Raw genomic sequence first — 20,199 nt, 5'->3', positions numbered from 1 at the left:
GGCTATGGCCTGGCGGGGCTGTGCGCGCTGACATGGGCGGGGTATTCGGTCCTGTCGCGCCGCCTGGGCGCGGTCCCGACCGAGGCGGTGGCGCTGTTCTGCCTGGCGGCGGCGGCGTTGTCGGCGCTGGGGCATCTGGCGCTGGAGACGCCGGCCTGGCCTGACTCGGGCCTTGGATGGGCCGCCGTGCTGGGTCTTGGCCTCGGCCCGGTGGGGCTGGCGTTCTACCTGTGGGATGTGGGGGTGAAGCGGGGCGACATCCAGCTTCTGGGGGTGGCGTCCTATGCCGCGCCCCTGCTGTCCACGCTGGCGCTGGTGGCCGCCGGACAGGCACAGCCCGAGGCGCGCCTGGGGCTGGCGGCGCTGATGATTGCCGGCGGGGCGGCGCTGGCCGCCCGCGCCGGTGCGCGCGCCCCCGTCAGCCGGCGGACAGGCGCTCGATCTCTTCCTTGAGGCGCAGCTTCTGCTTCTTCAGCTCCGAGATGGTCATGTCGTCGGTGGCGGGGCTGCGCTGGGCGGCCTCCACCTTGTCCGACAGGGCCTGATGCTTGCGGCGGAGTTCGTCGAGATGCGCGCTCAGAGACATGATCGTCCTCCTTCGGGATATGACACCGATACTGCACCACGAAAACAATCCCATGTCACGCACCACCGGAAGGTGTATCGCATTGGTGTGAAAATCCCCCCGGGCCCGCGCCAGCCGCTGGCCCCGTTGCGCCCGCCGGAGGCCTGTCCTAGAGCGGTGGAACCGTCGAGATGGGGGAGCGCATGGTGCATCTGTGGGTCCGGGCCGAGGAACGGCCCAACGAGGAGCGCGTCGGCCTGACGCCCGAGGGTGCGGCCCGGCTGCGTGCCGACGGCATCGCCGTCACGGTCGAGGACAGCCCCCGGCGCGCCATCGCCATCGACGGCTACCGCGCGGCGGGCTGCGCCATCGCGCCGGCCGGAAGCTGGCGGACCGCCCCGCACGACGCGCTGGTCTTCGGCCTCAAGGAGCTGCCCGAGGATGGCACCCCGCTGGTGCACCGCCACATCATGTTCGGCCACGCCTTCAAGGGCCAGCCCGCGGGCCGGGTGCTGCTGGATCGGTTCCGCGCCGGGGGCGGGGCGCTTTACGACCTCGAATACCTGGTGGATCCGCAGGGGCGCCGGGTGGCGGCGTTCGGCTACTGGGCCGGCTATGCCGGGGCGGCGGTGGCGGTGAAATGCTGGGCGGCGCAGGCGCGCGGCAGCCTCGCGGGGCCGGTGGCGCCGGTGGCCGGGCGCGATGCGCTTCTGGACGATCTGCGGGCCGATCTCGCGGGCGTGCCCGCGCCGGATGTGCTGGTCATCGGCGCGCTGGGCCGGGTGGGGCGCGGGGCGTCGGACCTGTGCGCGGCGCTGGGCCTGCCGGTCACCCGCTGGGACATGGCCGAGACCGCCCACGGCGGTCCGTTCCCGCAGGTGCTGGCGCATGGCATCTTCCTCAACTGCATTCTGGCGCAGCCGGGCTGTCCGGTGTTCGTGGCGGCGGATGCGGGGGGCGCGGAGCGGGCGTTGCGGGTGATCGGCGACATTGCCTGTGACCCGACCTCGGACTTCTCGCCGATCAAGGTGTATGACCGGGTCACGGACTGGGCCGCGCCCGCGCTGCGGGTCCATGACGCGCCGGTGCTGGATGTGACGGCGATCGACAACCTGCCCTCGCTGCTGCCGGTGGAGGCGTCGGAGGATTTCGCGGCGCAGTTGCTGCCGCATCTGGCCGCGCTGGACCGGATCGGCGAGGGCGTCTGGGGCCGGGCGCGGGCGGAATTCGACAGCCATGTGGGAGGGACGGCATGACGACGATACACTGGTGCGGCACGGGGCTTTCGACCGTGCCCGGCCTGCGGCATCTGATCGCCGAGGGCGCACATCCGGTGGTGGTGTGGAACCGCACCGTGGCCAAGGCGGCCGAGGCGGTCGGTGATCTGACCGGGGATCTGCGGGCGTTCGACGCGGAGGCGCTGGGCGCGGTGCTGGCACCGGGGGATGTGGTCGTGTCCATGCTGCCGGCCGATCATCATGTGGATCTGGCACGGCGAGCGATCGCGGCGGGGGCGCATTTCGTGTCGTCGTCGTATATCGCGCCGCCGATGGCCGCCCTGGACGGCGCGGCGCGGGACGCAGGCGTCGCGGTGGTGGGCGAGGTCGGCCTTGACCCCGGCATCGATCACCTGATGGCGCATGATCTGGTGGAGGGGTACCGCGCCTCGGGGCTGCACACGCCCGACACCGTGCTGTCCTTCACGTCCTACTGCGGGGGGGTGCCGAAGCATCCCAACCCGTTCCGCTACAAGTTCTCGTGGTCGCCGCTGGGGGTGCTGAAGGCGCTGCGCTCGCCCTCACGCTCGCTCAAGGAGTTCGAGGTGCTGGATGTGGCCCGGCCCTGGGACGCCATCAGCACCTTCGACGCCCCCTTGCCGACCCCCGAGACGTTCGAGGTCTATCCCAACCGCGACAGCCTGCCGTTCATGGCGCAGTACCGCTTCGACCCGGCGTGGAAGGTGCGCGACTTCGTGCGCGGCACCCTGCGGCTGGGGGGCTGGTCCGATGCCTGGGCGCCGGTCTTCGCCGAGGTCGAGACGCTGGAGGGGCCCGCCGGTGACGCCCGCCTGGCCGAGATGGCCGAGGGCTTCTGGCGCGAGCATGCCTATGGCGACGGCGAGCTCGACCGCGTGGTGCTGTTCGTCACCCTGCGGGCCGAGCGCGACGGCGCTCCGGTCTGGCACCAGACCTGGGCGATGGATGCCTGGGGTGACAGCCGCGGCAGCGCGATGGCCCGGCTGGTCTCGCACCCCGTGGCGCTGGCGGTCGAGGGCGCGGCCTCGGGCCGACTGTCGCCCGGCGTGCAGGCCGCCCCCCACGACCCCGCCCTGATCGCGGCGTGGATGGCCGAGGTCGGCCGCCAGGCGCAGTACCTGGAGCGCATCGACCACCTGTGACCCCCGACGGGGGCGGGTCCGGCCGCCCCCGTGTCAGGCCCCCCCGTGTCCGGCCCATCAGCGCGGCGGTGCGGGGCTCAGTCCTCGTCCTCGGCCGCAAAGAGGGCCTTGATCCGTCCCCACGCGGGCTGCAGCTGCTCGGCCAGCCAGCGCGCCCTGGGGGTGGTCAGCCATGTCTGGAACTGGACCGAGGCCTCGGCCAGCCGTCCGGCACCGGTGATCAGTGCGACCAACCCGCCCAGCGCGATCATGCCCTTGCGCAGCATCGTCGTGCGCTGCGCCTCGTTCAGCTTCGCGGCCTCGAAATAGTCCCGCACGGCGTTGGCCGCAGCGATGACCGAGGCGCCCACGGCCTCCCTTGCTTCCGCTGTGCCCAGCGTGGCGACCACGTCCGCGGCCACGGCGTCGGCAGCCTCCGGCGTTGCGTCGGGGGTCAGCGGCGGCAGGTCCGGCGCGTCCTCCTCGGGCGGCAGCAGGAGGGGGCGCAGCGCGTCGTGCATCTCCACCAGCGCGCGCCAGGCCGCGACAAAGCCGCCGTCGAGCGCGTCGGTCGTGTAACGATCGCCCAGCCCGCCACGCAGGAACGCCATCGGCCCGTCGAGCAGCAGAAAGCTCGGCTCCGGCAGGGCCAGCGGCGCGGCATAGCGGTCGATGCGCTGGCGGATCGCCTCGGGGACGTTGCGCAGCCGCGCCTCCTCCTGCAGGGCCGCCACATGGGCGCGCAGCGCGGCCACCCGCAGGGCGCGTTCCTCGGGCGCCAGCCGCTCCGGCGCGCCGGCATTGCCGGCCTCCAGCCGCCCGCCCGGCGCATCCAGCCCCACCGTGCTCGCCTCGGCCAGCCGCTGCGCCAGCCGCCCGCGCACCCCCCCGCCCGGCGGGTCGCGGAAATCGGGATGCGTGCCCTTGAGGTACTGCACCGTCTCCACCGCACAGCGCCCGGGGTCGAGGCGCGAGAGCATGTAGAGTCGGCGGTCCCGGGCGGGATCGGCGGCGGGGGTGTTGGCGAACGTCAGGACTTCCCCTTCCTCGGCCGCGAAGCGCGGCGCGGTCAGGAGAAAGGACAGGTCGGCGATCTTGCAGCCGCGCAGGTCCAGCTTCGTGAGGGCCGTGAGGCCGGCGAGGTCGGGGGGTGTGGTGATCGGCGTGCCGCTCAGGTCCAGCACCGTGAGGGCTGTGAGGCCGGCGAGGTCGGGGGGTGTGGTGATCTCCGTGCGGCTCAGGTCCAGCACCGTGAGGGCTGTGAGGCCGGCGAGGTCGGGGGGTGTGGTGATCTCCGTGCAGCTCAGGTCCAGCGTCGTGAGGGCAGTGAGGCTGGCGAGGTCGGGGGGTGTGGTGATCGGCGTGTGGCTCAGGTGCAGCGTTGTGAGGGCTGTGAGGCGGGCGAGTTCGGGGGGTGTGGTAATCTCCGTGCCGCGCAGGTTCAGCGTCGTGAGTGCTGTGAGGCCGGAGAGAGGGGCGGCGTCCGTGACCTCTGTGTCGCCCAGGTGGAGTTCGTGCAGGTCGGGCAGGGCCTGAAGCACCGCGATGTCAGCAAGGTTCAGGCTGTCGCGTATTCGCCGCCCGTGCGCGCTTCTGCTGCCGGCAAAGAGGTGGCGCAGGGTGGTGGCGCGGGCCAGGTCGTCGGGCAGGCGCTCCAGCGCGACCAGGTCGCTGAGGTCGAGGGTGTCGCCGCCCTGCGCGATGAGGGCGGCGATGCGGCGGACGGCCTCGGCCCGGGCGGCCTCGGGGTCGGTCCGCCAGGGGTCCGGGGCGTCAGCCGAGGGCATCGTTGCAGCGCGCGCAGGTGCCCGGGTGGGTGTGGCGGCCCACATCGGGCAGGATCTTCCAGCAGCGCTGGCACTTCTGCCCTTCGGCCTTTTCGAACACCACGCCGATGCCGGGGACCTCGGGCAGGCGGAAGGCCTCCTGCGGGATGGGATCGCCGCTCAACGTGATGTCGGAGGTGATGCAGAGGTCGGCGAAATCCACCGTGCGCAGCGCCGCCAGCACGTCCGAATCATGGATGTGGACCATGGGGGCGGCCTCCAGGCTGGCGCCGATGACCTTGTCGCGGCGCTGCACCTCCAGGGCGGCGGTGACCACGCGGCGGGCCTGGCGGATGCCGGACCATTTCGCCGCCAGGCCCGCGTCGTGCCAGTCGGCGGGCGTGTCGGGGATGTCCTGCAGATGCACGCTGTCATCGTCCGAGGGGAAGCGCGAGAGCCACACATCCTCCATCGTGAACACCAGGATCGGCGCCAGCCACGTCGTCAGCCGGTGGAACAGCAGGTCCAGCACCGTGCGCGCCGCCCGCCGCCGCAGGGAATCGGCCCCGTCGCAATAGAGCGCGTCCTTGCGGATGTCGAAATAGAACGCCGACAGGTCCGTGGTGGCGAAGGTGAAGAGCTTCTGGAACACCCCCTGGAAGTCATAGGCGGCAAAGCCCCGGCGCACCTCGGCGTCCATCTCGGTCAGGCGGTGCAGCACCCAGCGTTCCAGCTCGGGCATGTCGGCGGGGGCCACCCGCTCGGCCTCGGAGAAGCCCGCGAGGTTGCCCAGCAGGAACCGCAGCGTGTTGCGCAGGCGGCGATAGCTGTCGGCCACGCCCTTCAGGATCTCCGGCCCGATGCGCAGATCGGCGGTATAGTCCGACTGCGCCACCCACAGCCGCAGGATATCCGCGCCGTTCTGGCGGATCACATCCTCGGGCGCGATGGTGTTGCCCAGCGACTTGGACATCTTCATGCCCTTCTCGTCGAGGGTGAAGCCGTGGGTCAGCACGCCGCGATAGGGCGCGCGCCCCAGCGTCCCGCAGGCCTGCAGCATCGAGGAATGGAACCAGCCGCGGTGCTGGTCGGTCCCTTCCAGATACAGATCGGCGATGCCGTCCTCGGTCCCGTCGGCGCGGTCGCGCAGCACGAAGGCGTGGGTGGAGCCGCTGTCGAACCACACATCGAGGATGTCGAACACCTGGTCGTACTGCGCGGGGTCATGCAGGCCGTCCAGAACCCGCTCCTTGAAGCCCGGCGTGTACCAGGCGTCGGCGCCCTCGGCCTCGAACGCGGCGATGATGCGGGCGTTGACGGCCGGGTCGCGCAGGAGGAAGTCGGGGTCGTCGGGGCGCGTGCCCTGCTTCGTAAAGCAGCTCAGCGGCACCCCCCAGGCGCGCTGGCGCGACAGCACCCAGTCGGGGCGATTCTCGATCATGGAATACAGCCGGTTGCGGCCCGTGGGCGGCGTCCAGGTCACCAGCTTGTCGATGGAGGTCAGCGCCCGCTTGCGGATGGTGTCGCCATGCGTGCCCATCCCGTCGTCGAGCGCCTTGTCGATGGCGGCGAACCATTGCGGCCGGTTGAGGCGGATCACCGGCGCCTTGGAGCGCCAGGAATGCGCGTCCGAGATGGTGATGCGCTTGCGCGCCAGCAGCGCGCCCACCTCGGTCAGCTTGGCGATGACGGAGGCGTTGGCCTGCCCGGGCTTGCCGTTTTCCTCGATCACGCGCTGGCCGGCAAAGAACGGCAGATCCACGCGGAAGCTGGAGTCGTCGCGGATGTTGTGCGTCATCTCCAGGTTATGCGTTCGCCCGATCCAGTAGTCGTCGTCGCCATGGCTTGGCGCGGTGTGCACGAAGCCCGTGCCCGCGTCGTCGGTGACGTGATCGCCGGGCAGGAGGGGGACGTCGAAGTCCCACTCGCCCCTTGCGCCGTCCGCGCCGCGCAGGGGATGGGCGCAGGTGAGGCCGCGCAATTCTTCCGCCGTGACGTCGCGCACACGGCGATACATCGACGGTTCAAGACGCGCCGCCGCCAGGGTGCTTTCGGCGAGGGCGTCGGCGATCAGATACAGCGCGCCCTTTGTCGCCCAGCATTCCTCGGGCGTGTCGATCACCTCGTAGAGGCCGTAGGCGATGCCCTCGCCGAAGCAGATCGCCCGGTTCTGCGGGATCGTCCAGGGGGTGGTGGTCCAGATGATGACGGTGGCATCGAGCAGTTGGGCGCGCGTTACGCGCTGCAATTCCGCACGTGCGCGGCTCACTGCCTCGCCGGGATGTTCCTGGTTGAGAAACGCGTCCAGTTCCGTGGGAACGTCGTCCACTTCCACCACCGGAAACTTCACCCACACCGCGTCCGTCTTGCGGTCGTGGTATTCCACCTCCGCCTCGGCCAGCGCGGTCTTCTCCACCGGCGACCACATCACCGGCTTGGAGCCCTGATAGAGGCTGCCGTTCATCAGGAAGGTCATGAACTCGGCCGCGATCACCGCCTCGGCGTGGAAGTCCATCGTCAGGTAGGGCGCGTCCCAGTTGCCGATGACGCCCAGACGCTGGAACTCGGCGCGCTGGATGTCCACCCAGCCCTCGGCGAAGCGGCGGCATTCCTGGCGGAAATCCACGACCGGGACGGCGTCCTTGTCGAGACCCTTGGCGCGGTACTGCTCCTCGATCTTCCACTCGATCGGCAGGCCATGGCAGTCCCAGCCGGGCACATAGCGCGCGTCATGCCCCAGCATCTGGCGCGAGCGCACCACCATGTCCTTGAGGATCTTGTTGAGCGCATGCCCGATGTGCAGGTGACCGTTGGCATAGGGCGGGCCGTCATGCAGCGTGAACGGCGGGCGCGGGGATGCGGCGGCCTTGTCGCGCAGCCGGTCGTAGATGCCGATGCGCGCCCAGCGGGCCAGCCAGTCGGGTTCGCGCGCGGGAAGACCGGCGCGCATGGGGAACTCGGTGGCGGGCAGGAACAGAGTGTCGCGGTAATCGGGGGCGGTGTCGGTCTTGTGGCCGGACATGCGGGCGGTCCTCGTGCGCGGGGAATGGGGGGGCGGCGTGTCCCGGCGGCTCTGGCGCAGGCTCAGAGCGCCGGGCCGGTAATTCGCAAGGGAGGGATACTGCGCACCGTCATCGCGCCCCTATAGGCCCCGGCGCGGGGCCGGTCCAGAGGGGGCGCCCTCAGGGCAGCTGCGCGAGGAACTCCGCAAGGGTGGCGGCAAAGGCGTCGGGGCGGTCGGCCATCGGCAGGTGCCCCGCGCCCCGGATCAGGGCGAATTCGGCACCGGGGATCAGCGCGACCGTCTCGCGCACCAGATCGGGCGGGGTGGAGCCGTCCTCGGACCCCGCGATGCCCAACACCGGCAGGCGGAGGTCCTGGATCGGGCCGTGGAAATCCGTGCCCGCGATGGCCGCCGCGCAGCCGGCGTAGCCGTCGGGGGGCGTGCGCTCCAGCATGTGGCGCCACAGCGCGGCATCGGGGGTGGCGCGAAAGGCGGGCGGGAACCAGCGCGCCAGCGTCGCCTCGGACAGCGCCTTGATCCCGCCGGCGTGCAGGGTGGCGATGCGGTCGTGCCAGGCCTGCGCGGTGCCGATGCGCGCGGCGGTGTTGGACAGCACCAGCGCGCCCACCAGATCGGGGCGCTTGATCGCCAGACCCTGCGCGATCATGCCGCCCAGCGAGCAGCCGACGACCACCGAGCCGGTGACCTCCAGCCGCTCCAGCAGCCCCTCGATGTCGCGCACCAGCGCACCCATGCCATAGGGGGGCGGGGGACAGTCCGACAGGCCGTGCCCGCGCAGGTCGCAGCGGATCAGCCGCAGGCCCGCGGGCAGCCGCGGCAGGATGTGCGTCCACAGCCGCAAGTCAGTGCCCAGCGCGTGCAGGAACACCACCGGCCGCCCGGTGCCGTCCTCGGCCATGTGCAGCTGCGTGCCGCCGGTGTCGATCATGCGCATGGGGTGTCCTCCGGCTGAAGCGCGCGCGCCAGCGTTCCGGGCGCGACATTGCCGCCCGAGGCGACGACGATCACCGCATCCCCCGCGATCTGGTCGCCATGCACCAGTGCGGCGGCCAGCGCGACCGCGCCGCCGGGTTCCAGCACGATCTTCAGGGTGGCGGCGGCCACCGCGACGGCGGCCATCGCCTGCGCGTCCGTCACCACCAGCCCGGGGCCACAGCGGCGCTGCAGGATGGGAAAGGTGATCCGCCCCGGCTCGGCCGTCAGGATGGCGTCGCACAGGCTGCCGGAGGTGGCGGTGTTGCGCAGGATCTGCCCGGCGGCAAGGGAGCGGGCGGTGTCGTCGAAGCCCTCCGGCTCCACCGTGCGGGGGCGCAGGGCGGGGGCGTGGCCCTCCAGCGCCAGCGCGATGCCGGCCGCCAGCCCGCCGCCGCCGCAGCAGATCAGCACATCGGCCCGGGTGACGCCTGCCTCGGCGGCCTGGGCTGCGATCTCCAGCCCGACCGAGGCCTGGCCCGCGATCACGTCGTGATGGTCATAGGGCGGGATCAGCACGAGGCCGCGCTCGGCGCAGATCGCCTTCGCCAGCGCCATGCGCGCGGCGCCGTCACGCGCGGCCAGGACGACCTCGGCGCCGAAGGCGCGCACGCCGGCGACCTTCACCTGCGGCGCGTCGTCGGGCATCACCACCACGGCGGTCAGCCCATGCGCCCGCGCGGCCCAGGCCACGCCCGCGCCATGGTTGCCCGAAGACACCGCAACCACCCCGCGCGTGCCGGGCGGCAGCGCCGATACCGCCGCCCAGGCGCCGCGCGCCTTGAACGCGCCGGTGTGCTGCAGGCACTCGGCCTTGACCAGCACCCGCCGCCCGGCCAGGGCATCCAGCGCGGGCGACGACAGCATCGGCGTGCACCGCACGTGACCGCGCAGGCGCAGCGCCGCCGCCTCCACGGCCGCAAGGTCGGGGGCGGATGTGGCGTCGGTCACAGGCTGGCCTCCAGGAAGCGGTGGATCGCGGCCAGCGACTCCGGTTCGTCCAGGAAGGGGATGTGGCCCCGGCCCGGCACCTCGGCCAGGATCATGTCGGGGCGGCGGCGCTGCATCTCGGCCGCCGTCGCGGCCGTCAGCAGGTCCGAGTTCGCGCCCCGGATCAGCGCCAGCGGCAGCCCCGCGCAGGCGTCGAACAGCGGCCACATGTCCACCGGCTGCGCCATCGCGGCCTCGAAGGCGTCGCGCAGGGCGGGGTCATAGCGCAGCTCCAACCCGTCGGGGGTCTCGATGAACTGCCGTTCGGCCTCTGCCAGCCAGCGCGCGTGCGGCACGCCGGTGAAACCGGTCATGCGCCGCGCCATCGCCTCGGCGGCGTCGTGCAGCGTGCGCGCGGCGGGCGGGCGGCCCAGATGGCCGCGGATCGCGGCCAGGCCCGCGTCCTCCAGCACCGGGCCGACATCGTTCAGGCACAGCCCCGCCAGCCGGTCATGCGCCGTCGCGGCCAGGAACATCCCGATGATCCCCCCGCGCGAGGTGCCGATCACCGCCGCGCGGTCAATGCCCAGATGGTCGAGCAGCGCGCGCACGTCCGCGCCCTCCTGCGGGACGGTGTAGGTGTCGGGACCGGTGCGGTCGGACCCGCCGCGCCCGCGATAATCCGGCCGGATCACGCGCAGGCCCGGCAGATGCGGCACAAGGGGGTCGAAATCCGCGCCCGTGCGCGTCAGCCCGGCCAGGCAGACGACCGCGCGCCCCGCCCCCTCGTCACGATAGAACAGGCGGGCGCCGTCGGGGGCGGTGAAATGGGGCATCGCGCGTCTCCGGTTCGGGTTTGGGGGGCAGGTTTGGGGATCAGGTTTCGGGATCAGGTTTGGGGCGAGAGTGTCACAGCCCGCTGCGGGGGAAAAGCCCGCCGCCCGCCCGCCTGCGGCACGATGCGCGTGGGCGGTGGCGCGGGACGGTTGAACCTGCGCCGCGCTCCGGTATGGTAGTGCATGCCGACGGGTGCGGTCCCGTTGGCACACCGGGGGACCATCCGCAGATGCACGAGCTTGACCTTGCCTTCGTGCGCAAGCAGTTTCCGGCCTTCGACGAACCTGCGCTGCGCGATCAGGCCTTCTTCGAGAACGCGGGCGGGTCCTACCCGTGCCGATACGCCATCTGGCGGCTGCACCGCTTCTATCGGGAGCGCAAGGTGCAGCCCTATGGCCCTTATGCCGCCTCCGAACTCGCCGGCGCGGAGATGGACGAGGCCCGCCGCCGCCTGTCGCGCCTGATGGGCGTGGAGGAGGCCGAGATCACCTTCGGCCCGTCGACTTCGGCCAATGTCTATGTGCTGGCGCAGGCGGTGCGGCAGTGGCTCAACCCCGGGCAGGCGATCGTGGTCACCAACCAGGACCACGAGGCGAACTCCGGCCCCTGGCGTCGGCTGGCCGCCGAGGGGGTGGAGGTGCGCGAATGGCGCATGAACCCCACCACCGGGCATCTGGACCCCGCCGATCTGGCGGCGCTGCTCGACGACCGGGTGCGGATGGTGTGCTTTCCGCACTGCTCCAACGTGGTGGGCGAGATCAACGCGGTGCCCGAGATCTGCGCGATGATCCGCCGTGCCGGCGCGCTGAGCTGCGTGGACGGGGTGTCCTATGCCCCGCACGGGTTGCCGGATGTGGGGCGGCTGGGGGCGGATGTGTATCTGTTCTCGACCTACAAGGTGTACGGGCCGCACCAGGGGGTGATGGTGATCCGCAACGGCCTGGCCGATCGGCTGCCGGCGCAGGGGCATCATTTCAACGCGGGCGTGGCGTCGAAGCGCTTCAATCCCGCCGGGCCGGATCATGCGCAGGTGGCGGCCTGCGCCGGCATCGCGGATTACATCGACGCGCTTTATGCCCACCATGTGCGCGCGGGGCGCGATGCGCGCGACCGCAACGGCGTGGTGCACGAGATGATGCGCCGCCACGAGACCCGTCTCTTGCAGCCGCTGCTGGATTACCTTGCGGGGCGCAACGACCTGCGGCTGATCGGCCCGCGCGATGCGGCGCGGCGGGCGCCCACGGTGGCGGTCGCCCATCACCGCCGCGGCGCCGCGCTGGCGGCCGATCTGGCGCGCCATGGCATCAACGCGGGGGGCGGCGACTTCTATGCCGGACGCGCGCTGGAGGCGCTGGGCCTGGACCCCGACCATGGTGTGCTGCGCGTCAGCTTCGTGCACTACACCAGCAAGGAAGAGGTTGACCGCCTGATCGCCGCGCTAGATGCCGTGCTTTGACCGGCGGGGCGGCCCGCGGCAACGGCGGGGCGCGGACATGGACGATGGCTCTCCCATTCTGTGGTGGGTGCGCAGGGATCTGCGCCTGAGCGACAACCCGGGGCTGGCGGAGGCCGCCGCCACCGGGCGCCCGGTGATCCCGGTGTTCCTGAACGATGAGGGCGTGGCGGTGCTGGGCGCGGCGCCGCGCTGGCGCCTGGGCGAGGGGCTGGCGGCGTTTGCCCGCGCGCTGGCGGGGGTGGGCAGCCGCCTCGTGCTGCGCGACGGTCCCGCGCTGCCGGCGCTGGAGCGGCTGGTGGCCGAGACCGGTGCGACCGCGGTCTGGTGGGGGCGGCTGTGTGATCCCGTCTCGCGCACACGCGATGCGGAGGTGAAGGCCGCGCTGAAGGCCCGCGGGCTGGAGGCGCGCTCCATCCCCGGCCATCTGCTGCACGAGCCGTGGGAGGTGAAGACCGGGCAGGGGGGATTCTACCGCGTCTACACTCCGTTCTGGCGCGCGGTGGCGCCGCGCGAGGTGCCCGCGCCGGTGGCCGCGCCGGCGCATCTGCGTGCGCCCGACATATGGCCCGACGGCGCGGAGCTGGCCGACTGGCGCCTGGGTGCCGCGATGGGGCCGGGCGCCGAGGTGGTGGCGCCCCATGCCTGCGTGGGCGAGCAGGCGGCACATGCGCGGCTGGCGGCCTTTGTCGCGCAGCGCATCGACGCCTATGACAGCGACCGCGACCGGCCCGACCGCGACGGCACCTCGGGGCTGTCGGAGAACCTGAGCCTGGGCGAGATCTCGCCGCGCACGGTGTGGCATGCGGGGCTGCGCGCGCGTGAGGAGGGGCGGCCGGGCGCCGAGACGTTCCTCAAGGAACTGGTGTGGCGCGAGTTCGCCTGGCACCTGCTGTACCACACCCCCGAGATCACCGAGCGCAACTGGCGCCCCGAGTGGGAGGGCTTTCCCTGGTCGCAGGCGGAGGACGCCGCCGTCCTGCGCTGGAAGCAGGGCCGCACGGGCATCGCGCTGGTCGATGCGGCGATGCGCGAGATGTATGTGACGGGGCGCATGCACAACCGTGGGCGGATGATCGTGGCGTCGTACCTGACCAAGCACATGCTGGTGCACTGGAAGGTCGGGATGGACTGGTTCGCCGAGTGTCTGATCGACTGGGATCCGGCATCGAACGCGATGGGCTGGCAGTGGGCGGCGGGGTCGGGGCCGGATGCCACGCCGTATTTCCGAATCTTCAACCCCGACACCCAGGCCGAGAAGTTCGACCCCGAGGCGCGCTATCGCCGTCGGTTCGTGGCCGAGCTGTCGCGCAGTCCGGGGGCGGAGGCGCTGGCGTTCCACCGCGCGGCGCCCGCGCGCTGGGGGCTGACGCCCGACATGCCCTATCCCGCGCCGCTGGTGGGGTTGAAGGAGGGGCGCCAGCGGGCGCTGGACGCCTATGGCGCGTTCAAGCGGTGAGGCGGGCCGGGCGGCATAATCACCCCAAGGGCAAAAAGACAGGGAACGGAATGACGGTTCTGACTTCGACCGAGGGGCAGGGGGATCTGCCGCGCTATTTCACGCAGGTGATGGGCCTGGCGGGGGGGCTGCAGAACGGGCGGCTGGACGTGGTGCTGGACGACGGGCGGCGGTTCCGGCTGGAAGGGGCGAACCCCGGCCCGGTGGCCGAGGTGCACATCCACAACCCCGACACCTTTGCCCGGCTGATCCGCGAAGGCGACATGGGCTTTTCCGAGGCCTATCTGGACGGCTGGTGGTCGACGCCGGATCTCCAGGCCTTCATGGACCTGATCTATTGCGACAACCCCGCGCTTTACGATGTCTATCCGGGCATGGGGCTGGTGCGGGCGTTCGAGCGGATGCGCCACTGGCTGCGTTCCAACAGCAAGTTCCAGGCGCGGCGCAACATCGCCCACCACTATGACCTGGGCAACGATTTCTACCGGCTGTGGCTCGATGACACGATGACCTATTCCTCGGGCCTGTTCGAGACCGGGCAGGAGAGCCTGGAGCAGGCGCAGCGGCAGAAATACGCCGCGATGTGCGACGCCATCGGCGCCGCCCCGGGCGAGCATGTGCTGGAGATCGGCTGTGGCTGGGGCGGTTTCGCCGAATACGCCGCCGCCGAGCGGGGGCTGCGGGTGACCGCGCTGACGATCTCGAAGGAACAGCATGCCTATGCGGTGGCGCGGATGGCGCGCGCGGGGCTGTCGGACCGGGTGGAGATCAAGCTCCAGGACTACCGCGACGAGCGGGGCCAGTACGACGGCATCGCGTCGATCGAGATGATCGAGGCGGTGGGCGAGAAATACTGGCCGGTGTATTTCCGCACCGTGCGCGAGCGCCTGAAACCCGGGCGCCGGGCGTCGGTGCAGGCGATCCTGGTGCAGGACGGCCGGTTCGAGGCCTACCGCAAGGGTGTCGACTTCATCCAGAAGTACATCTTTCCCGGGGGTCTGTGCCCCGCGCCCACGCCGCTGCGCGCGGCCGCCCGCGCCCAGGGTCTGGCCGTGGATGGCAGCCGCGAGTTCGGCGAGAGCTACTCCGTCACCCTGCGCCGCTGGCACGAGACCTTCGACGCGCATTGGCCCGAGGTCGCGGCGATGGGGTTTGACGCGCGCTTTCGGCGGATGTGGGATTTCTACCTCACCAACTGTGCGGCGGCGTTCCGGTCGGGCATCTGCGACGTGACGCAGATCACCTTCAGCCGCCCCGCCGCTGCCTGAGCGGTCGGGGCGCGGGGGGTGCGCGCGCAGTTCTTCTACGGCACGCTGTGCCATCCGCCCCTGCTGGAGGTGGTGCTGGGCCGCATCCCGCCGATGCGGCCCGCGCGGCTGGGGGATCACGCCGTGCACTGGGCCGCGGGCGAGAGTTTTCCGATCATCCGGCCGCAGCCGGGCGCGGTGGCCGAGGGCCTCCATGTCCCCGACATCACCGCCGAGGAGGCCGCGCGCCTCGACTTCTACGAGGGGGGCTTCGGCTACCAGGTGCACCCGGTCGATGTGGTGCATGACGGCGCGCGCACCCCGGCGCTTGTCTACATGCCCGAGCCGGGGATGTGGCGCCCGGGTGCGCCGTGGCGGCTGGAGGACTGGGCTGCGCGGTGGGGCGATGTCGTGGTGGAGGCCGCGCGGGACTTCATGGCCCAGCGGGGGCGGCGATCCTCGGAACAGGTGCTTGCCCGCTATCCGATGATGCTGACGCGGGCGGGTGCGCGGCTGCGGGCGCGCCATGATCCCGGCCCGGCGGTGGTGCGCCGCAGCCCCGCGCCCGGCGATGTGGCGCTGTCGCGGCTGGAGACGCCGCATGCGGGCTTCTTTGCGGTGGAGGCGGCCGGTCTGGCGCATCGCCGCTTTGATGGCGCCATGCAGACCGGCGTCACCCGCGAGGCCTTCGTGATGGGCGATGCGGTCACCGTGCTGCCCTATGACCCGGTGCGCGACCGCGTGCTGCTGGTGGAGCAGTTCCGCGCCGGGGCCTGGGCGCGGGGCGACGCCAATCCCTGGTCGCTGGAGCCGGTCGCGGGCCGGATCGACGGCGCGGAAACCCCGCAGGAGGCCGCCCGCCGCGAGGCCCGGGAGGAGGCGCACCTCGATCTGCGGGACTTGCGGTTCGTGGCGCGCTACTACCCCTCGCCTGCGGCGGTGACGGAGTATCTGTATTCGTATGTCGCGCTGGTCGACCTGCCGGACAGCGCGGCGGGTCCGGGCGGTCTGGCGGACGAGGCCGAGGACATCCGCGCCCATGTGCTGGGATTTGACGATCTGATGGCGCTGATTGCCAGCGGCGAGGTGCAGAACGGCCCGCTTCTGGTCACGGCGCTGTGGCTTTCACGGCATCGCGACGCGCTGCGGGCGGGCGCTTGAGTTCGCGCGGCGCGGCCCGTATCACCACAGCCAAGGGGCCGTGACCCCGCGCCGTCGGCGCGCCCCGTCAGCCACAGGCCCAGCCCAAGCGGGAGGAACGCCATGCGCATGTGCGCGACCCTGGCCGATGCGATCGGCAACACCCCCCTGATCCGTCTGCGCAAACCGTCCGAGGCGACGGGCTGCGAGATCTGGGGCAAGGCGGAGTTCCTCAACCCCGGGCAGTCGGTCAAGGACCGCGCGGCGCTGTGGATCATCCGCGACGCGATGGCGCGCGGCGCGCTGCGCCCCGGCGGCACGATTGTCGAGGGCACGGCGGGCAACACCGGCATCGGGCTGGCGCTGGTGGGCGCCTCGATGGGGTTCCGCACCGTGATCGTCATCCCCGAGACCCAGAGCCAGGAGAAGAAGGACATGCTGCGGCTGGCCGGCGCGCAGCTGGTGGAGGTTCCGGCGGTGCCCTACCGCAACCCCGACAACTATGTCCGCTACTCCGGCCGGCTGGCCGAGGAGCTGGCGCGCACCGAGGCCAACGGCGCGATCTGGGCCAACCAGTTCGACAACATCGCCAACCGCCAGGCCCACATCGACGCCACCGGCCCCGAGATCTGGGAACAGACCGGCGGGCGCGTGGACGGCTTTACCTGCGCGGTGGGCACCGGGGGCACGCTGGCGGGGGTCGCGATGGCGCTGCAGCCGAAGGGCGTGAAGATCGCGCTGGCCGACCCCGAGGGCGCCGCGCTGCACAGCTTCTACACCACTGGCGAGCTGGCCTCCGAGGGCAGCTCCATCACCGAAGGCATCGGGCAGGGCCGCATCACCGCCAATCTGGAGGGGTTCACCCCCGACATGTCCTTCCGCATCCCCGACACGGAGGCACTGCCGATCGTGTTCGACCTGCTGGCCGAGGAGGGGCTGTGCCTCGGCGGCTCGTCGGGGGTCAATGTCGCGGGGGCGATGCGGATGGCCCGCGCGATGGGGCCGGGGCATACCATCGTCACGATCCTGTGCGACTATGGCACGCGCTATGCCTCGAAACTCTATGATCCGGCGTTCCTGCGCGACAAGGGGCTGCCGGTGCCGCAGTGGCTGGACGGCGCGCGCGCGCCGCTGCCGTCGGTGTTCGCCGGGTGATCCGGGCGGCGCGCACCCGGCGGCCGCTGCGGGCGGTGCTGCGTGCCGCCACGCTTCTGGGGCTGGTGGCGGTCCTGTGGCTGTCGGCGCTGCAACCGGCGGCGGCGCAGACCAGCCGCACCTGGCTGCCGGGGGCGGCGCAGACCGGCACCGTCGATCAGGCCGAGTGGGAGCGGCTTGTGTCACGGGTGGAGCTGGTGCTGGCCGACCCCCGCGCCACCAACCTGACGCTGGAGCAGCTGCGCGCCCAGACCGCCGAATGGCGCAGCCGCTTTCTTGCCGCACAGAACGCCAACACCGCCCGTATCCAGACCCTGCGCGGCCAGCTCGGCGCGCTGGGTCCGCCCCCGGCCGAGGGGCAGGTCGAAACCCCCGAGATCGCCCAGCGCCGCGCCGACCTGACCGCCCAGCTGGCGCGGGAACAGGCCCCCGGCGTCGCCGCCGAGGAGGCGTTCCGCCACGCCGACGGGCTGATCCGGGAAATCGACCAGATCCTGCGTGACCGCCAGGCGGATGCGCTGATGCAGCTGTCGCCGTCGCCGGTGAACCCCACCAACTGGCCGGTGGCGGTGCGCGAGCTGACGGGCATCACCCGGGCGCTGGGCCGCGAGTTGACCTCGGCCTGGGGCAGCCCGTTGCGGCGCGCGCAGTTGCACGACAACCTGCCATTGATCGGCCTGTACCTGCTGGTTGCGATGCTGCTGATGGTGCGGGGCCGCCAGCTTGCGGAATCGCTGACGCTGCGGATGCAGATGCGCGCCTCGGCGCGGGGGCAGATGCTGCTGGCGACGCTGGTGTCCCTGGCGCAGGTGGCGGTGCCGTTCCTGGGGGTGCTGGCGCTGGTGGAGGCGCTGCGCGCAAGCGGCATGGTCGGGCTGCGCAGCCAGGCGCTGGTGGAGGCGCTGCCGCAGGCGGGCTTTACCCTGCTGGCGGCGCGCTGGCTGGGGGGCCAGGTGTTTCCCAAGCGCGGAGACGACGGCGACGGGCTTCTGACGCTGCCGCCCGAGCGGCGCCGCGAGGGGCGCTGGCATGTCACCGCGCTGGGCTTCGTGCTGGCGGGGCTGACGCTGGGCACGGGGTTGCTGGCGCCGGTGGTGTCGCCGCCGGCGGCGCTGTCGGTGCTGGGCTATCCGTTCCTGGCGCTGTGCGGGCTGTTGCTGCTGCGCATCGGCCAGCTGATGCGCCGCCATGTGGTGCTGGTGTCCGAAGAGGACAGCCCGCGCGCCTTTGCCGACCGTCTGATCGGGCTGGTGGGGCAGGCGGCGATGCTGCTGGGCGTCGCCGGGCCTGTGCTGGGGGCGGTGGGGTATCTGACGGCCGGGGCGGCGCTGGTCTATCCGGCGATCAACTCGCTGGCGCTGATCGCGCTCCTGATGCTGGCACAGCGCCTGGTGGCCGAGCTTTATGCGCTGCTGCGCGGGGGCGACGCGGCGTGGCGCGACACGCTGGTGCCGACGCTGATCGGGTTTGCCATGGTGATCGCCTCGCTGCCGGTGTTCGCGCTGGTGTGGGGCGCGCGCGAATCGCAGCTGCGCGAGCTGTGGACCGGCCTGCGCGACGGCTTCGCGCTGGGCGAGACGCGCGTGTCGCCGGCCGATTTCCTGGCGTTCCTGGTCGTGTTCGGCGTCGGCTTTGCGGTGACGCGGGTGGTGCAGGGGGCGCTGCGGACCTCGGTGCTGCCCAAGACCTCGATCGAGAAGGGCGCGCAGGCGGCGGTCGTGTCGGGGGTGGGCTATCTCGGTGTGTTCGTCGCGGTGCTGCTGGCGGTCACGGCGACGGGGCTGGATCTGTCGAACCTTGCCATCGTGGCCGGGGCGCTGTCGGTGGGCATCGGCTTTGGCCTGCAGACGGTGGTATCGAACTTCGTGTCCGGTATCATCCTGCTGTTCGAGCGTCCGATCGCCGAGGGGGACTGGATCGAGGTCGGCGGGGTCATGGGCACGGTGCGCAAGATCTCGGTGCGTGCCACGGTGATCCAGACATTTGACCGCACCGATGTGATCGTGCCCAACGCCGACCTGATTTCCGGGCATGTCACCAACTGGACGCGGTACAACAAGACGGGGCGGCTGATCGTGCCGGTGTCGGTCGCCTATGGCTCGGACACCCGCAAGGTGGAGCAGATCCTCTATGACGTCGCCGAGGCGCAGCCGCTGGTGTCGCTGAACCCCGCGCCGTCGGTGCTGTTTCGCAGCTTCGGCGCCGACGGGCTGGAATTCGAGGTCCGCGTGATCCTGCGCGACGTGAACTTCCTGCTCAAGGTGCACTCCGACATGAACCACGAGATCGCCCGCCGCTTCGTGGAGGAGAACATCGAGATCCCCTTCGGACAGACCGACGTCTGGTTGCGCAACGCCGACGATGTCGCCAGGGTGCTGCGCGCCCTGCCCGCCGCCGCGCAGGCGCAAACGCCCGCCGCCGCGCAGGCACAAACGGCCGCCGCGCAGGCACCGGGACCCGCCGCCCCCCCAAAGGAGACGCCGCGATGATCGACACCCCGCTCTGGATGTCCGACCCCTATCTGCGCGAGGCGCCCGCGCGGGTGCTGGCGCATGCCGACGACGGGGGCGTCGTGCTGGACGCATGCGTGTTCTATGCCGCCGGCGGGGGCCAGCCCGGCGATCGCGGGACCCTGGTCTGGGAGGGGGGCGAGATGGCGGTGGTCGATACCGTCAAGGGGGCGGGCACCGCCGTGCTGCGGCCGGGCCCGGATGCGGCGCTGCCCCCCGTGGGCGCGCAGGTGACGCAACGGCTGGACTGGGACACCCGGCATCTGCACATGCGGGTGCATACGGCGCTGCACCTGTTGTCGGTGGTGATTCCGCTGCCGGTGACGGGGGGACAGATCGGGCCGGGCAAGGGGCGGCTCGACTTCGACATGCCCGACGCCCCCGAGGACAAGCCGGCGCTGGAGGCCGCGCTGAATGCGCTGATCGCACGTGATCTGGCGGTCACCGAGGATTGGATCACCGACGCCGAGCTGGAGGCCGCTCCGGGCCTGGTCAAGACCATGTCGGTCAAGCCGCCGATGGGCGCGGGCCGGGTGCGGCTGGTCCGCATCGGCGCGGGCGCGGATCAGGTCGACCTGCAACCCTGCGGCGGGACCCATGTCGCCCGCACCGGCGAAATCGGTCCGGTGACCCTCGGCAAGATCGAGAAGAAGGGCCGCCAGAACCGCCGCGTCACCCTGCACCTGGCCTGAGCGGTCGGCGCCGCACCCGGGGGCAGGCGCCGACCGCTCAGGCCAGGTGCAGGGTGACGCGGCGGTTCTGG

At 71.8% G+C, this 20,199-nt stretch carries 16 protein-coding genes; 10 read left to right on the top strand and 6 right to left on the bottom strand.

Annotation, left to right across the window (positions count from 1 at the left end; all coding sequences use genetic code 11):
• Positions 1-453: DMT family transporter (locus tag CCR87_RS10695; RefSeq protein WP_201157515.1), on the top strand; the 453-nt coding region annotated here is incomplete at its 5' end.
• On the opposite strand, the gene CCR87_RS10690 is transcribed toward CCR87_RS10695, so the two are convergent.
• Positions 419-586, bottom strand: a complete 168-nt coding sequence (locus tag CCR87_RS10690; RefSeq protein WP_201157514.1) for a YdcH family protein — start codon at positions 584-586, stop codon at positions 419-421. The two genes, CCR87_RS10695 and CCR87_RS10690, sit on opposite strands and share 35 nt — an antisense overlap.
• A gap of 182 nt (positions 587-768) precedes the next feature.
• Between CCR87_RS10690 and CCR87_RS10685 the strand changes: the two genes are divergently transcribed.
• Together CCR87_RS10685 and CCR87_RS10680 are read left to right on the top strand one after the other, a co-directional pair.
• Complete coding sequence (locus tag CCR87_RS10685; RefSeq protein WP_201157513.1) at positions 769-1,821, top strand: saccharopine dehydrogenase; 1,053 nt, start codon at positions 769-771, stop codon at positions 1,819-1,821.
• The gene (locus CCR87_RS10680) at positions 1,818-2,963 is read left to right on the top strand and encodes a saccharopine dehydrogenase family protein (protein ID WP_201157512.1); all 1,146 of its coding nucleotides are present in this window, start codon (positions 1,818-1,820) and stop codon (positions 2,961-2,963) included. Before CCR87_RS10685 ends, CCR87_RS10680 begins: the two co-directional genes overlap by 4 nt.
• Positions 2,964-3,040: 77 nt before the next feature.
• Here the strand turns inward: CCR87_RS10680 and CCR87_RS10675 are convergent, their stop codons facing one another.
• From CCR87_RS10675 to CCR87_RS10655, 5 genes are all read right to left on the bottom strand, one after another.
• Positions 3,041-4,729 carry a leucine-rich repeat domain-containing protein gene (locus tag CCR87_RS10675; protein WP_201157511.1) on the bottom strand — a complete coding sequence of 563 codons (1,689 nt, stop codon included), beginning with the start codon at positions 4,727-4,729 and terminating at the stop codon, positions 3,041-3,043.
• Positions 4,716-7,730: an isoleucine--tRNA ligase gene (ileS, locus tag CCR87_RS10670; protein WP_201157510.1), complete on the bottom strand. Its 3,015-nt coding sequence runs from the start codon at positions 7,728-7,730 to the stop codon at positions 4,716-4,718. The genes CCR87_RS10675 and ileS overlap by 14 nt, the downstream gene beginning before the upstream one ends.
• A gap of 160 nt (positions 7,731-7,890) precedes the next feature.
• Positions 7,891-8,667, bottom strand: coding sequence for a 3-oxoadipate enol-lactonase (gene pcaD, locus CCR87_RS10665; RefSeq protein WP_201157509.1), 777 nt, complete (start codon positions 8,665-8,667; stop codon positions 7,891-7,893).
• Entirely contained in the window at positions 8,658-9,656 is a 999-nt protein-coding gene (locus CCR87_RS10660) for a threonine ammonia-lyase (protein ID WP_338048912.1), read from the bottom strand. Before CCR87_RS10660 ends, pcaD begins: the two co-directional genes overlap by 10 nt.
• On the bottom strand, positions 9,653-10,471 hold the full coding sequence (locus tag CCR87_RS10655; RefSeq protein ID WP_201157508.1) for an alpha/beta fold hydrolase: 819 nt from the start codon (positions 10,469-10,471) through the stop codon (positions 9,653-9,655). The genes CCR87_RS10660 and CCR87_RS10655 overlap by 4 nt, the downstream gene beginning before the upstream one ends.
• A gap of 230 nt (positions 10,472-10,701) precedes the next feature.
• Between CCR87_RS10655 and CCR87_RS10650 the strand changes: the two genes are divergently transcribed.
• The 7 genes from CCR87_RS10650 (at position 10,702) to CCR87_RS10620 (ending at position 20,128) form a co-directional block, all read left to right on the top strand.
• Positions 10,702-11,928: an aminotransferase class V-fold PLP-dependent enzyme gene (locus tag CCR87_RS10650; RefSeq protein WP_201157507.1), complete on the top strand. Its 1,227-nt coding sequence runs from the start codon at positions 10,702-10,704 to the stop codon at positions 11,926-11,928.
• 37 nt (positions 11,929-11,965) lie between these two features.
• On the top strand, positions 11,966-13,384 hold the full coding sequence (locus tag CCR87_RS10645; protein WP_201157506.1) for a cryptochrome/photolyase family protein: 1,419 nt from the start codon (positions 11,966-11,968) through the stop codon (positions 13,382-13,384).
• Positions 13,385-13,434: 50 nt separating this feature from the next.
• Positions 13,435-14,652: an SAM-dependent methyltransferase gene (locus tag CCR87_RS10640; protein WP_201157505.1), complete on the top strand. Its 1,218-nt coding sequence runs from the start codon at positions 13,435-13,437 to the stop codon at positions 14,650-14,652.
• Positions 14,653-14,670: 18 nt separating this feature from the next.
• Positions 14,671-15,792: an NUDIX domain-containing protein gene (locus CCR87_RS17645; protein ID WP_201157504.1), complete on the top strand. Its 1,122-nt coding sequence runs from the start codon at positions 14,671-14,673 to the stop codon at positions 15,790-15,792.
• A gap of 102 nt (positions 15,793-15,894) precedes the next feature.
• Entirely contained in the window at positions 15,895-16,926 is a 1,032-nt protein-coding gene (locus tag CCR87_RS10630) for a cysteine synthase A (protein ID WP_201157503.1), read from the top strand.
• Positions 16,923-19,415 carry a DUF3772 domain-containing protein gene (locus CCR87_RS10625; protein ID WP_201157502.1) on the top strand — a complete coding sequence of 831 codons (2,493 nt, stop codon included), beginning with the start codon at positions 16,923-16,925 and terminating at the stop codon, positions 19,413-19,415. The genes CCR87_RS10630 and CCR87_RS10625 overlap by 4 nt, the downstream gene beginning before the upstream one ends.
• Entirely contained in the window at positions 19,415-20,128 is a 714-nt protein-coding gene (locus CCR87_RS10620) for an alanine--tRNA ligase-related protein (protein ID WP_201157516.1), read from the top strand. Before CCR87_RS10625 ends, CCR87_RS10620 begins: the two co-directional genes overlap by 1 nt.
• Positions 20,129-20,199: the final 71 nt, after the last annotated feature.

Origin of the sequence: Rhodobaculum claviforme (genome assembly GCF_016653255.1) — a bacterium.
Lineage (GTDB): Bacteria > Pseudomonadota > Alphaproteobacteria > Rhodobacterales > Rhodobacteraceae > Rhodobaculum > Rhodobaculum claviforme.
The sequence above is the reverse complement of the archived record's forward strand: the minus strand, read 5'-3'. Positions and strand labels throughout refer to the sequence as shown.

Coding starts and splice junctions, on each gene's coding strand:
- pcaD (WP_201157509.1), bottom strand. CDS start 8,667: ATGCGCATGATCGACACCGGCGGCACGCAGCTGCACATGGCCGAGGAC.
- CCR87_RS10650 (WP_201157507.1), top strand. CDS start 10,702: ATGCACGAGCTTGACCTTGCCTTCGTGCGCAAGCAGTTTCCGGCCTTC.
- CCR87_RS10680 (WP_201157512.1), top strand. CDS start 1,818: ATGACGACGATACACTGGTGCGGCACGGGGCTTTCGACCGTGCCCGGC.
- CCR87_RS10675 (WP_201157511.1), bottom strand. CDS start 4,729: ATGCCCTCGGCTGACGCCCCGGACCCCTGGCGGACCGACCCCGAGGCC.
- CCR87_RS10685 (WP_201157513.1), top strand. CDS start 769: ATGGTGCATCTGTGGGTCCGGGCCGAGGAACGGCCCAACGAGGAGCGC.
- CCR87_RS10645 (WP_201157506.1), top strand. CDS start 11,966: ATGGACGATGGCTCTCCCATTCTGTGGTGGGTGCGCAGGGATCTGCGC.
- CCR87_RS10640 (WP_201157505.1), top strand. CDS start 13,435: ATGACGGTTCTGACTTCGACCGAGGGGCAGGGGGATCTGCCGCGCTAT.
- ileS (WP_201157510.1), bottom strand. CDS start 7,730: ATGTCCGGCCACAAGACCGACACCGCCCCCGATTACCGCGACACTCTG.
- CCR87_RS10655 (WP_201157508.1), bottom strand. CDS start 10,471: ATGCCCCATTTCACCGCCCCCGACGGCGCCCGCCTGTTCTATCGTGAC.
- CCR87_RS10630 (WP_201157503.1), top strand. CDS start 15,895: ATGCGCATGTGCGCGACCCTGGCCGATGCGATCGGCAACACCCCCCTG.
- CCR87_RS10690 (WP_201157514.1), bottom strand. CDS start 586: ATGTCTCTGAGCGCGCATCTCGACGAACTCCGCCGCAAGCATCAGGCC.